Below are 12,460 nucleotides of genomic sequence, written 5' to 3' on the forward strand. Positions count from 1 at the left end.
TTTATATCTAATATATAAAATTCTCTGAATTTAATTGGACTTTTCCATTAAAATGAAATCTTAACTACAGAATTCAGCATTAACTTTAGCTATAGTCTGAGGTTTGACCGTGCGATCGCTTTCCCCAATTAGTCTCCCACAAATCGAGAATCACAAACAGTCTCGTGCTTCTAGTCCGCCAGTCGTGCCCAAACGTGCATCTGGCGGTTTTGCTCTGCTTGACAGCCTTCATCGCCACGGCGTTGATTATATTTTTGGTTATCCTGGTGGGGCAATTCTCCCAATTTACGATGACCTATATAAGGTGGAAGCAACTGGTGCTATGAAGCACATTCTCGTGAGACACGAGCAAGGCGCAGCCCACGCTGCTGATGGTTATGCCCGTGCTACAGGCAAAGTAGGAGTATGCTTTGGTACTTCTGGCCCAGGAGCAACTAACTTGGTGACAGGCATCGCCACCGCCTACATGGATTCAATCCCGATGATTGTGGTTACAGGACAGGTAGCACGTCCGTCGATTGGTACAGATGCGTTTCAGGAAACTGATATTTACGGGATTACCCTCCCAATCGTCAAGCACTCCTATGTGGTGCGCGATCCCAAAGATATGGCGCGAATTGTCGCCGAAGCGTTTCACATCGCTAGCACTGGGCGTCCGGGGCCAGTTTTGATTGATGTCCCCAAAGATGTAGCTCTAGAAGAATTTGACTACATACCTGTAAAACCAGGTTCAGTCAAGTTACGCGGTTATCGTCCCACGGTGAAGGGAAATCCCCGACAAATTCATGCCGCGATTCAGTTGATTACTGAAAGTCGCCGTCCGCTATTGTATGTGGGTGGTGGTGCGATCGCCGCTGGTGCTCATGAAGAAATCAAACAACTAGCTGAATTATTCGATATCCCTGTCACCACAACCTTAATGGGGATCGGTGCCTTTGACGAACATCATCCCCTCGCTTTGGGAATGTTGGGGATGCACGGCACGGCTTACGCTAACTTCGCTGTTAGTGATTGTGACTTACTGATTTGCGTCGGCGCGAGATTTGACGATCGCGTTACAGGTAAGTTAGACGAATTCGCTTCCCGCGCCAAAGTAATTCACATCGACATCGATCCAGCAGAAGTCGGCAAAAACCGCATTCCCGAAGTGCCCATCGTCGGCGATGTACGGAACGTCTTAGTAGACTTGTTGCGTCGCTGCAAAGAAGCAGGAATTAAGGCTACACCAAATCAAAACCAAGAGTGGCTGAATCTAGTTAACCGTTGGCGCGAAGAGTATCCTCTGATAGTGCCGCAGCATCCGGATAGCATTTCACCCCAAGAAGTAATTGTAGAAGTCAATCGCCAAGCACCCCACGCTTTCTACACTACAGATGTCGGACAACATCAAATGTGGGCAGCACAATTCCTAAAGAATGGCCCAAGGCGCTGGATTTCTAGCGCTGGTTTGGGAACGATGGGTTTTGGCTTACCTGCGGCAATTGGCGCGAAAGTGGCGTTTCCTGATGAAGAAGTCATCTGTATTAGTGGTGATGCTAGTTTCCAAATGTGTTTACAGGAACTAGGAACAGCAGCACAGTATGGAATAAATGTCAAGACAATAATTATCAACAACGGCTGGCAAGGGATGGTGCGCCAGTGGCAGCAAGCCTTCTATGGTGAACGCTACTCATGCTCCGACATGGAAATAGGGATGCCAGATGTAGAGTTATTGGCAAAAGCTTATGGCATTAAGGGTATGGTAATCAGCGATCGCAGTCAATTAAAAGATGCGATCGCCGAAATGCTGGCACACAAAGGCCCAGTAATCTTAAATGTCCACGTCACCAGAGACGAAAACTGCTATCCAATGGTAGCCCCTGGTAAGAGCAACGCTCAAATGGTCGGCTTACAGAAGCAAGCACCGAAAGCCGCAGCCGAGCCAGTGTATTGTAGCCATTGCAATGCCAAAAATGCTCCCACTCACAATTTTTGCGCTGAGTGTGGCACAAAGCTGTAACGCTTTTTGATAATTCAGACTAGAGAGGTAGGGGAGCAAGGAGAAGGGGAGCAAGATGCAGGAATTCCCCTAATTCTTGCCCCCTTTCCTCTTACGTAGGTATCCTTTAATCTTCCTAATGATGTTATATTTCTGTTTTAATTGCAGCAAAGCGTTCTGAAAACTACTTTATCAAACTTAGATTTTATTAAAAATTCATATACTTTTTGCTTTAGTTAGTTAAATATGCGAGTGAAAGCTGATTTTATATAAATCAGTTTTCTTTTAAAATTCAGTAACATTCCTCTTTTATTAAAAAGTTAAATATAAATACAATATTAAAAGTTGTGCTGGCTTAGTTGATTAAAAAACGTCAATTATTCCAGGTGTATCTATTTGCTAACTTTTTTTCAGACAGATTCAATAGTCTTAAAATAACTGCTCTCTTTCTTTTACAAAAGAGAGTTTAGCTTTCTATTGATTGAGAAAATTAGATTGTTGTTAGCGAATTAATGTACTAAGCATTAATAGTCTGTTCATTTGAAAACGCTGTGTTCAAGTTTATTGAACAACAGCGTCATGACTTCTATGGAAAAATTGCAGTTTTATTTTTAACTGAGAACAAACACAACTTCTTTAAGCTTTGAATACTTCTGAACGCATATAATCAATCCCAATCCCTATGCAACAATATATTTCTCATTTGCTCGTACTGGTATTAGGAACAAGTTCAACTTTCCTTGTTACTCCATCTCAAGCTCAAACTCCGGTAAAAACCAAGAATCAAAATCCTGAAAATGTTACTTCCATATCTTCAAATTCACCTCAGGCTACCCAATTAACTGATTTTACCAATTCTACTAATAGCAAACCACCTCTTCTTTCTGAGGTAACTAATAACTCTTCTGCTACTAATACCAATATAATAGCAAATAAACCTCGTCCACGAGTTCCTATATTTAGCAGAATTTTTCCTACACCTTCGATGCAGCAATAATTAGCGATTAAACATTTAGTTTACTTGCTTGGGTCGATCAAAATTTGCATTCATACATTTTGACCTCTCTCCTTTAAGGAGAGAGGCTTTGAATTATGACTCCTTAATGCTTGTAGGGAAGGGCTGTTTTTGTTAGCTATATATTGGACTCAACTGAGAACCACTATATATATCAGGCATACTCTGATTTGCTTTATGCTTGCAGCTGACAGAGGATTAAGCCAAACCATTGATTTGGATCTCTCCACACATGAAGAGGTAATAAACCTTGTGCAGTTAGTTGCTGTTTGATAATATTAAGGTCAAATTTGCGAGAAATTTCGGTGAGGATAGTCTCACCTAGTGCAAAATTAACCTTAAGATTAAGAGCGCGTAATTCTACAATTTGCGATCGCAAGCTGCGTAAATGCATTTCTATTTGATGCTCGCTTTCATTGTAAAATGCTCGGTGTTCAAACTGGGTGGTGTCAAAGTTACCCTCAAACCGCTGATTTAAATGTTCCAGCATATTCAGGTTAAATGCAGCTGTCACTCCCTGGCTGTCGTTATAAGCTGGTTCTAAAATCTGTTTTGGCTTTCGTAAATCTATCCCCAATAAAAAATACTCACCTACTTGTAGAGCATTAGTTATTTGAGAGAAGAACACATCACATTCATCAGGGGTAAGATTACCTAAACTGCTACCAATAAAACAAATCATCCGACTGGGTAATTGCGTCGGTAGGAGTTTTGCAAGGGCTAATTCATAGGTTCCCGCTAGTGCATAAACTTGGAGTAAAGGATAATCTCCCAATAACTGCTTGGCACTATTTTCCAACATACCTGCACTCACATCAATTGGTAGGTAATGCAGAGGATAGCCTAGTTGCTGGTAGGCATCTAGTAAAATGCGGGTTTTACTAGAACTACCACTGCCAAGTTCTACCAATTCACAAACGCCAGTTATCTTGGCAATTTCACCAGCATACTGCTGTAAAATCGTTGTTTCTGTGCGTGTAAGATAATATTCTGGTAAATCGCAGATTTGCTCAAACAGATCGGAACCACGGTCATCATAAAAGTAACAAGGGGGTAGAGATTTAGGTGTTTGAGTTAATCCCTTCACTACATCACTCCCAGCACTAGATGCAACTATTTGAGTCGCTCCTATCAAACGCTCTATCTGCAAGCGTTTTTCAACGCTGCTTTGAGAAATAACCTTGCTATTAACAGCTTTAGATATCGACATGAAACCTCCGTTTGCTTGGCGTAATAGGTTACTTTGATAGCAGACCTTTATTCCAATCAGTGAAACACATAGCCATAGTTAATAAAATCATGTTTGAGCAATATAGCTCAAGCTTTCAAGCTATTTTTCCGCATTTTCCCATTAAAATAGTAGCAAGTAAGTGCCTAAGTGCTATGTTCTTGCAACGATAAAGATTTGATATAGGCAATATACCCTAAGTACCAGCAAATAGCAGATCGTGTCAGAATGAGGTTGACTAAAGAATATGGCTTAGTCATATCCTGGAATAGCGCCAAAGTTTTCGAGCGATATTCATCGTAGGCTGGAGAAATAGCCTTTTTCACACTAAATTTACTCAATTTGAATTTCACAGTCTGCTCCCACACTAATGAAACTCTGGACGATGAGTGAGTGTTCTGGTTTATATAGAATATCTTTTAAAGAAATAGGCGAACCGAGGTAAGCAAGTAAACGGCACATTATGAATATTCCAACTTCTCTTAACACAATTATTAGGCAACAGCCTTACCCGTTTTTATTCGCCATCATTAGTGGTTCCCACTTATATGGCTTTCCCTCACCCGATTCTGATTATGACTTGCGTGGTGTGCATATTTTACCAGTTCAAGAAGTAGTGGGATTACAGACTAAAAATGAAACTATTGAAGTTTCAGAAGTTCGCGAATCTTTAGAAATTGATTTAGTAACTCATGATGTCAAAAAATTCTTTTTGATGCTACTTAAAAAGAATGGTTATGTGTTGGAACAATTGTATTCTCCTTTAATATTAATAACCTCACCTGAGCATGAGGAATTGAAAATTATTGCTAAAAATTGTATTACCCGTCATCATAGTTACCATTATATTGGTTTTGCCGCAACACAATGGAAACTTTTTGAGAAAGAAAATGCGCATCGAATTAAACCATTACTTTATGTTTATCGAGTTCTATTAACTGGGATCTATCTGATGCAAACAGGAATAGTTGAGTCTAATTTAATTAAGCTAAATGAGGTTTTTAATTTGCCATATATTTCTGATTTGATCGCCCAAAAATTAGCAGGTACAGAAAAGTCTGTTTTGTCAGATATTAATGTAGCTTTTCATCAAAGAGAATATGAACGTCTGCATAATAATTTACAGGAGGCATATCAATCTAGCTCATTACCTGAAGCACCTTCATGTAATGCAGATTTGGATAATTTGTTAATACGTCTAAGAGCAAATAGCTATAATTCATAACCTTTTAACTCCTCACTACTAGCATTTTAAAAAAGATAAATTTAAACATTGAAAATTCTGCGTTATTTATAAATAACGGGGTTAATTGATTTGTATGCACCTTGTTGAAATTATGATTGATGAATTGACCAATTTTATTTTTTGGAAAATATTTTTGTTGAAAATATGCTGTAAAGACAAGATAAATGAGCCTCTAAAAAATGAAGTTAAGAGTTAAAAACTCCTAACTCCTAACTTTTTTACAACTTCAAATTCCAAGCAGCAAAAGCTAAAGCACCCCAACCTGCGAGAAAGGCTGTGCCGCCTAGTGGTGCGATCGCTCCCAAGGATTTAATACCGGTTAAGCTAAGGGCGTACAAGCTACCTGAGAAAATAGCAATGCCAATGATAAATAGCCATCCACTGGCTACGAGTGTGGGTTGAGGCGACTCGGTACGACTAATTAGTATGGCTACTAGAAAAAGTGCCAGAGCATGATACATTTGGTAACGAGCGCCAGTCTCAAAAATTTCTAGCGATCGCTCACTAATCTTTTCCCGCAGGGCATGGGAAGCAAAAGCACCAGCAGCAACCGACAAACCACCTAAAATGGCAGCTACGCTCAAAAAAATCTGCTTCATTAGACCTAGCTGTAAGTTGAGTATTGTAGTCATTAGTCATTAATCATTGGTCATTAATGAATAACAAATAACATAGACGCGCCAGCGGCTTCCCGCAGGGTAGGACGAAAGACAAAGGACAAATGACTAATGACAATTAGACATCAAAATGATATGATACAGCCCCTTCTTCGTTCACTTTAAAATTTGCATTGAATTCTTTAGCTTTTTCATCTAAATATTGTCTGGCGTGGGCTGCGGGTAATTGTGACTGGATGGCAAAGCCTAAAACAGTTACGCGCCCGTGATTTTCTTGTAGCATCTCATAAAAAATCGATTGCAGGCGATCGCTAACTTGTTGATTAATTGCCTTTTTCTCCTGCCGACTTTGACGGTACAATCCCAATGCTAACCACGTGCCCAGTGTTAGGGTAGGGACACCAAAAATTAGACCGCCAACAGCAGCATTATTATCTTCATAAGTGGCATTCGGTGCGTTAAAGTCATACTCACCCGCCGGTATTGAGATGGCTTTAGGTGTAGCGAATTTTTCTAGTGCCGCTGTTGCTGATAGAGTTACAAACATGAATCCGAGTGTCAGTAGCCAACCGGCAGCTAATTTTTCAGCAGTTTTCATAGTTTCACTTCAGATTTACACTTTGCTTGCGATTTTAACCTGACTTTCATAAAGGTTCCAATATATCAATTAACCTGACTTTTCACGTTATGTGGAAAAATCTACCAAAAACCTAACCCCCTAATATCGTTTCCGGTTAAAGACTTATCATTAAGACGGCAGGGGAGCAGAGGGTAGGGGGAAAGAGGGTTTCCTGGTTTTTGCACAAATGCGGGAATTATAACTAATTAGGCGGACATGATATAACTCCCTTCCCGCGTCGGGAAAGGGGAAAATTCAAAGTCTCTCTCCTAAAAGGAGAGAGATTTAGAGAGAGGTTTTCCAGATACCGTGAAAAGTCAGATCAATTAACTCCCAGTTACAGTTTTTTAGCTTTTACACAATATTTTTTGCCTACGCAGACTATGCTCACCACTTATGATTGGAATGGAGTGGCGAGGACGGCGTAAGATTTAATAAAAGCTGAGTTCGGGATAAGCTGAAACTCTACATTAAACTGACTTTTCCCGAACTCAGGTCAATCTTAAGATGTAATTGGATTGTGGTGCACGTTAATACGATCCTTCTGGTGGGGAAATATCAGATCCGACAACCACACCAGTATTATTAGTGGATTTAATCCCCGGTTTAACAGTAGGGGATTGTTGTTTTAACGATTGTAAAACAGAAGAAGAGTTATCTTGCTCAGTTGATATATTGGTATTTGCTTGTTGCTGGGACATCAAAGCTAATCCTCCCATTGCACCTGCAAGAAGAGCTGTATAACCTACATATAAATGCGTCGGACGAATTTCCAATCCCATTCCTTTTTTAGATTGGGACGAAAGAGGCTGAGTTACTGGTATAGCTGCTTGTACTGGCAAAGAAGCAGCTAAAGCAACACCATTAAGTCCTAAAGCATCTCCATAACGTCGGATAAATCCACGTAAAAAAATGTCATCTGGCAATTCTTTTGAGTTGCCGTTTTCTAATGCATCTATCAACTCGGTTCGGATATGAGTGGAAAGCTGGATGTGATCCAAAGAAAGCCCTTTGGACAAACGGGTTTTCTGGAGTTGTTGCCCGATTTGACGTAGGCACACCATGCGTTGTTGGTCTGCTTGCAAGGCAAGTTCTGCTTGAGAAATTCTCTGATGATTCAGCAATTGCAGTGGTTTTTTCCACAGCGAATTTTCTGCTGCATTTTTAGAGGATTCCTCCTGTTGAGTGCAACACTCTTGCTGTATGTCTGATGAATAATTGACTGTTTCCGTGGCTTGCTTCGTATCTGTAGCTGTTTCAACTTTTTGATTTTGTTGGGCAAATTGTCGAAATGCTAAACCGATCGCTTCTCTTCCTACGGCTTTTAATAAATCTTGAGCTCGATCTGTTTCTTCACCTATTAACTTCTGCACAATCGCTAAAGCACGTCGATAAACTCGGCTACGATGCAGTTGTGCTTCTATCTCTCCTAAAAGCGATCGCAACTCATCTTGAGAAATTTCAATATTTGGATTGCCCAGAATTTGCAAATAGTGTACAGGAGTAGTAACCATTGTGAAAACCTTTTATATTAACTCAATCAAAGAAATTTACAATCATATCTTCACTATTGTTTCCTCACTCCACCTTGGTTTTCCGGATGTTAATTGTATAATTTAAACTTTTTAATTCATCATCAACACTGGAACAAAGCCATAATAAACGCAGTCACCATCGTAAAAATGATACTGGCATCTCTGTGAGAAAAAACCTTGAGTGCGTACCATTTGCAAGTAACCAGAATCTCAAGGTAGACTGAGCCTGCCTCTGAGTCTAGTCTAATTGAATGCGATCGCAGTAACTAAGTACTGTAAAAATCATGTAGTGCTTTATGACCGTATGGTATGCTCATGCAGTAAATAATTACTGTTAGCATTAGCCATGAATCCTGAAGCAGTTGACCGCAGCTTTCTCACACCTCTAACTTTTATTCGACGTAATGCGAAAGTCTATAGTCATAAAGTTTCTATTATATATAATCAAAAACGCTTCACTTACAGGGAATTTGCAGAGCGGATCAATTGTCTAGCCTCAGCACTGCATCATGCTGGACTTGAAAAAGGCGATCGCGTCGCTTTTTTTTGTTTCAATACTCCACCCATGCTAGAAGCCCATTTTGCTGTGCCTTTAATAGGTGGTATTTTAGTATCTATTAATACTCGTTTGGCTTCCCAGGAGGTTGCTTATATCTTAAATGATTGCGGTGCTAAATTTCTTTTTATTGATACAGAGTTAACAAATATAATTCGACCTATTCAAAATAGTCTCAAAACTGTTAAGTATATAATCAATATCAGCGATAATCAAGGATTTGAACCAATAAATGGAGAGGATTATGAAGCATTTATCCAAACTGGTAATCCTACTCCTTTGCCTTGGGTAATTACAGATGAAATGGATACGATTTCTATTAATTACACTAGTGGAACTTCTGGTAAACCCAAAGGTGTAATGTATTCTCATCGCGGTGCATATATTAACTCTTTAGGAGAAATAATTGAAACAACACTAACACCTAACTCGGTTTATTTATGGACTCTGCCGATGTTTCACTGCAATGGTTGGTGTTTTACTTGGGCGGTAACTGCTATTGGTGGTACTCATATTTGTTTGCGTAAGTTTAACCCTGGTAATATCTGGAAGTTAATTCAACAAGAAGGAGTAACTCATTTAAATGCTGCACCTGTAATTTTAATTTCTCTCCTCAATCATCCAGACTGTCCGCAATTATTAGCAAAACCTCTAACTATCACTACAGCAGGCGCACCACCATCACCAATATTAATTGAAAAACTTACTAAAATTGGCGCAAAAATTATTCACGTTTATGGTTTAACAGAAGTTTATGGCCCATATAGTGTTTGTGAATATCAATCAGATTGGAATAATTTAAATATTGAAAAACAAGCAAAACTTGTAGCACGCCAAGGCGTACCTTATATCGGTGCAGATGGTTTGCGAGTTATAGATCGAAATATGAATGATGTCCCGGCGGACGGTGAAACAATGGGGGAAGTGGTGATGCGGGGAAATATGGTGATGACAGGCTATTATAATGACCCAGAAGCAACTGAAAGGGTATTTAGAGGAGGATGGTTTCATAGCGGTGATTTAGCAGTAATGCACCCTGACGGTTATATTGAGGTGCGCGATCGCATGAAAGATATCATCATTACAAATGGGGAAAATGTCTCTAGTATTGAAGTTGAACAATGTCTTTACCGCCATGAAGCCGTGTTAGAATGTGCAGTTATTGCTGTACCTCATGCCAAGCGTGGTGAAGTGCCAAAAGCTTTTGTTACCCTCAAAGAAAACGCGCAAGTTACAGCACAAGAATTAATCCAATTCTGCCGCGATCGAATTGCTGCTTTTAAATGCCCTACGACAATTGAATTTACTACTCTGCCAAAAACTAGTACTGGTAAAATTCAAAAGTATCTTTTACGAGAAAAAGAATGGATAGGTTATGAAAAGAGGATTTATGGCAGTTAGTTGCGATATCTAAATTCACTGCCAAGTTTACCTGATATTGTTATTGAAGGATATAAGCGGCTGAAGTTGCGAATCAGGCAAGGATTCGACAGCGCTAGTCTGTTCTAGATTGAGATTGAGTTAGTCAGTCTCATGCTGGGATGGTTGTTGCTAGATGTTTTTTCAGCTTTCCTGTAACCAACACCAATTAGACAGCTAGGGTCTGCAAAGGCAATTTTATAAAGAATTTTTAAGAAATTAACATTTTTCAGAAAACGAAAGACCTAATGCTGAAGTAATCCCCAAAAGTTCAGAATCATAGATTTTGTAGTTTACACACACCCTAGTGTCTGAAAACCTTACATGGTAAAGTCTCTGATGTACTTCATCCATGTCGAAACCTAATTATTAGTTTTTCAATTTTTTGGAGGAGAGAAAAATGAAGAAGTTCAGCTGTTTGATGATTGTGGGGGCAATATTGTCGATTAGTGCGCCGGCTGTGGCTGAAAGTCGTGCCGTTAATATCAGTATTGGCAGTATTGGTGGTTCCTTAGATAATGCTGCTTTGCGAACAGTTCGTCAGGTTATCGGGTCTGCTGTCGGCACTAGTACCGTCGATAAATTCATTGTATATAGTCCCAGGGCTGGATCTATTCCCATCGAAGGAGGTTTATCTGCTTGTGCTGAAGCTGGCTTCGGAATCAGCAATACAACATTTAATGCTTTTATCCAGCAGTTGCGTTCAATTAATCCCAAACCAGGGACTTTCTACAATCTAGAACTTACCGCAAGCTGCAAACTCAAATAAGACGTTTGTACTCAAGCACGGTAGATGGGCTTCGTACCTCAGCCCATCCATTGAGTTACACTCCACGCGATCGACGCAAAACTCCAATATTTTTAAATTGGAGATGTAACATCAATGTTGATTTAAATCAGCGTCAAGAAGCGACTAGATTAGTTGTATCAGCCTCTAAACTCAATAGTGCAGATACTTCCAGCATAAAACAAAAAAGAATGTCAAATTGAAGCGCATTTTTGGGAGCAGAGAAAAAATATGTCTAATGTGAGCATTGCAAAAGGTAGCTGCCTGTGCGGAGTAGTAAACGTTTCTACAACCCGTATGAGTAATCAGGTAGAAGCATGTCATTGTAGTATGTGTCGCAACTGGGGTGGAGGACCTTTGTTAGTAGTTGAGTGCGAAAGTGATGATGTTAGCTTCTCTGGTGAAGAATATATCGAAGTTTATCAATCTTCAGAATGGGCAGAGCGTGGATTCTGTAAGAAGTGTGGTAGCCATCTATTTTACAAATTTAAACAAAATAACCAGTATTTCATACCCGTTGGACTATTCGATAGCTGTGAAGGTCTTGTTTTCCATCGTCAGATATTCATAGATGAAAAGCCCAAATATTACTGTTTTGCCAATGAAACCAAGAACCTAACAGGGGCGGAGGTATTTGCACAGTTTGCACCGCAATCACAGCAGTAAAGATTGGAGTTACTTTTTAGCATATCTGTGATTGTCTGAGCAATTATTGTCAGGAAAGCCTTGGTAAATGCCTTACAGCTATTTTCAGATAAATAGACCACGCGCTAGGGGCGCAAGGCCTTGCGCCCGACAGGTGTGGTTCAAATACATGAAAACTGTTGTAAGGTCACTTTTACGCAGACATCAAGTCAATTGGAGTACAAAAGAGACCTCTTGGCATTTGTGCTTTTTACAAGAAGGGGAAAAGGGTAAAGGTTAAAGGGAAAAAGGACAATAGACCTCTTGCAAAAGTAACTTTTGCAAGAGGGGAGAAAGGAAAAGGGTTTTTATGAGCCGCTTTCCCCTTTTCCCCACTTCTGCAAGAAGTCTAATACAGAGCCTTTTCCCGACAAATGCCAAGAAGTCTAAGGATTTCTGCTAGTGTATTCCAGGACTCTCCCAAGCTGGCAGCGACACAGGATTTCTACCAATATTTCTTTGTCGCTGCTAAAAATTTAAAACATTTATTGGCTTGTATGCTTTAGCCCAAAATTGAGTCTGAATCAAGTTCCCACTGATGTTTGAGCAATTCTTGATAAGTCGTTTCCCGGATTATCATCTGCTTATAGAGCATAAGCAAAAACTCTTGAGCTTGTTCGCGGGACATTTGTTGCACAACGTCTGCAAAAGTTCTAAGGCGAAATTCTTGTTCTAAAGATAATGTAATGGGTTGATTCATCGCAGGATCGATCGCCCAACTAGGCGAAAACTAAAGGGTCAATGTTGACAATCTTGAGAAGAAGGTTTCATACCTA

At 39.9% G+C, this 12,460-nt stretch carries 12 protein-coding genes and 1 pseudogene; 6 read left to right on the forward strand and 7 right to left on the reverse strand.

Annotated elements, in window-relative coordinates; translation table 11 throughout:
* The first annotated feature begins 103 nt into the window (after window positions 1-103).
* Both ilvB and NSTC731_RS24755 read left to right on the forward strand, forming a co-directional pair.
* Window positions 104-1,999, forward strand: a complete 1,896-nt coding sequence (gene ilvB / locus NSTC731_RS24750; RefSeq protein WP_445627237.1) for a biosynthetic-type acetolactate synthase large subunit — start codon at window positions 104-106, stop codon at window positions 1,997-1,999.
* 661 nt (window positions 2,000-2,660) lie between these two features.
* Window positions 2,661-2,975, forward strand: a complete 315-nt coding sequence (locus NSTC731_RS24755) for a hypothetical protein (protein WP_445627238.1) — start codon at window positions 2,661-2,663, stop codon at window positions 2,973-2,975.
* Between the two features lie 193 nt (window positions 2,976-3,168).
* Here the strand turns inward: NSTC731_RS24755 and egtD are convergent, their stop codons facing one another.
* The 3 genes and pseudogenes from egtD to NSTC731_RS24770 all read right to left on the reverse strand — a co-directional run.
* Window positions 3,169-4,203 carry an L-histidine N(alpha)-methyltransferase gene (egtD, locus tag NSTC731_RS24760; protein ID WP_445627239.1) on the reverse strand — a complete coding sequence of 345 codons (1,035 nt, stop codon included), beginning with the start codon at window positions 4,201-4,203 and terminating at the stop codon, window positions 3,169-3,171.
* Between the two features lie 164 nt (window positions 4,204-4,367).
* Window positions 4,368-4,547 (reverse strand): hypothetical protein, encoded by a 180-nt coding sequence (locus NSTC731_RS24765; RefSeq protein ID WP_445627240.1) that lies wholly within the window; start codon window positions 4,545-4,547, stop codon window positions 4,368-4,370.
* A 46-nt stretch (window positions 4,548-4,593) separates the two neighbouring features.
* Window positions 4,594-4,683 (reverse strand): annotated as a pseudogene (locus NSTC731_RS24770) (ergothioneine biosynthesis protein EgtC); the annotation flags it as partial.
* Window position 4,684: 1 nt separating this feature from the next.
* Here NSTC731_RS24770 and NSTC731_RS24775 point away from each other — a divergent pair.
* A complete protein-coding gene (locus tag NSTC731_RS24775; RefSeq protein WP_445627241.1) occupies window positions 4,685-5,446 on the forward strand; it encodes a nucleotidyltransferase domain-containing protein in 762 nt (253 codons plus the stop codon).
* A 239-nt stretch (window positions 5,447-5,685) separates the two neighbouring features.
* Here NSTC731_RS24775 and NSTC731_RS24780 read toward each other — a convergent pair whose 3' ends face one another.
* From NSTC731_RS24780 to NSTC731_RS24790, 3 genes are all read right to left on the reverse strand, one after another.
* Entirely contained in the window at window positions 5,686-6,066 is a 381-nt protein-coding gene (locus NSTC731_RS24780; protein WP_445627242.1) for a DUF423 domain-containing protein, read from the reverse strand.
* Window positions 6,067-6,202: 136 nt separating this feature from the next.
* A complete protein-coding gene (locus NSTC731_RS24785; RefSeq protein ID WP_322712904.1) occupies window positions 6,203-6,682 on the reverse strand; it encodes a hypothetical protein in 480 nt (159 codons plus the stop codon).
* A gap of 551 nt (window positions 6,683-7,233) precedes the next feature.
* Window positions 7,234-8,217 carry a helix-turn-helix domain-containing protein gene (locus tag NSTC731_RS24790; protein ID WP_445627243.1) on the reverse strand — a complete coding sequence of 328 codons (984 nt, stop codon included), beginning with the start codon at window positions 8,215-8,217 and terminating at the stop codon, window positions 7,234-7,236.
* A 367-nt stretch (window positions 8,218-8,584) separates the two neighbouring features.
* On the opposite strand from NSTC731_RS24790, the gene NSTC731_RS24795 reads away from it, so the two are divergent.
* From NSTC731_RS24795 to NSTC731_RS24805, 3 genes are all read left to right on the forward strand, one after another.
* Window positions 8,585-10,195 carry an acyl--CoA ligase family protein gene (locus tag NSTC731_RS24795; protein ID WP_445627244.1) on the forward strand — a complete coding sequence of 537 codons (1,611 nt, stop codon included), beginning with the start codon at window positions 8,585-8,587 and terminating at the stop codon, window positions 10,193-10,195.
* A gap of 418 nt (window positions 10,196-10,613) precedes the next feature.
* The gene (locus NSTC731_RS24800) at window positions 10,614-10,982 is read left to right on the forward strand and encodes a hypothetical protein (RefSeq protein ID WP_445627245.1); all 369 of its coding nucleotides are present in this window, start codon (window positions 10,614-10,616) and stop codon (window positions 10,980-10,982) included.
* A gap of 249 nt (window positions 10,983-11,231) precedes the next feature.
* On the forward strand, window positions 11,232-11,666 hold the full coding sequence (locus tag NSTC731_RS24805; protein ID WP_445627246.1) for a GFA family protein: 435 nt from the start codon (window positions 11,232-11,234) through the stop codon (window positions 11,664-11,666).
* A 520-nt stretch (window positions 11,667-12,186) separates the two neighbouring features.
* Here NSTC731_RS24805 and NSTC731_RS24810 read toward each other — a convergent pair.
* Window positions 12,187-12,384: an NblA/ycf18 family protein gene (locus tag NSTC731_RS24810; RefSeq protein WP_445627247.1), complete on the reverse strand. Its 198-nt coding sequence runs from the start codon at window positions 12,382-12,384 to the stop codon at window positions 12,187-12,189.
* Window positions 12,385-12,460: the final 76 nt, after the last annotated feature.

The organism is Nostoc sp. DSM 114167 (assembly GCF_052692655.1).

What these genes read in the sequence shown, in the direction of transcription:
- NSTC731_RS24785 (WP_322712904.1), bottom strand. Translation starts at nt 6,682, where the DNA reads ATGAAAACTGCTGAAAAATTAGCTGCCGGTTGGCTACTGACACTCGGA.
- egtD (WP_445627239.1), bottom strand. Translation starts at nt 4,203, where the DNA reads ATGTCGATATCTAAAGCTGTTAATAGCAAGGTTATTTCTCAAAGCAGC.
- NSTC731_RS24800 (WP_445627245.1), top strand. Translation starts at nt 10,614, where the DNA reads ATGAAGAAGTTCAGCTGTTTGATGATTGTGGGGGCAATATTGTCGATT.
- NSTC731_RS24775 (WP_445627241.1), top strand. Translation starts at nt 4,685, where the DNA reads ATGAATATTCCAACTTCTCTTAACACAATTATTAGGCAACAGCCTTAC.
- NSTC731_RS24755 (WP_445627238.1), top strand. Translation starts at nt 2,661, where the DNA reads ATGCAACAATATATTTCTCATTTGCTCGTACTGGTATTAGGAACAAGT.
- NSTC731_RS24810 (WP_445627247.1), bottom strand. Translation starts at nt 12,384, where the DNA reads ATGAATCAACCCATTACATTATCTTTAGAACAAGAATTTCGCCTTAGA.
- NSTC731_RS24795 (WP_445627244.1), top strand. Translation starts at nt 8,585, where the DNA reads ATGAATCCTGAAGCAGTTGACCGCAGCTTTCTCACACCTCTAACTTTT.
- NSTC731_RS24805 (WP_445627246.1), top strand. Translation starts at nt 11,232, where the DNA reads ATGTCTAATGTGAGCATTGCAAAAGGTAGCTGCCTGTGCGGAGTAGTA.
- NSTC731_RS24790 (WP_445627243.1), bottom strand. Translation starts at nt 8,217, where the DNA reads ATGGTTACTACTCCTGTACACTATTTGCAAATTCTGGGCAATCCAAAT.
- NSTC731_RS24780 (WP_445627242.1), bottom strand. Translation starts at nt 6,066, where the DNA reads ATGAAGCAGATTTTTTTGAGCGTAGCTGCCATTTTAGGTGGTTTGTCG.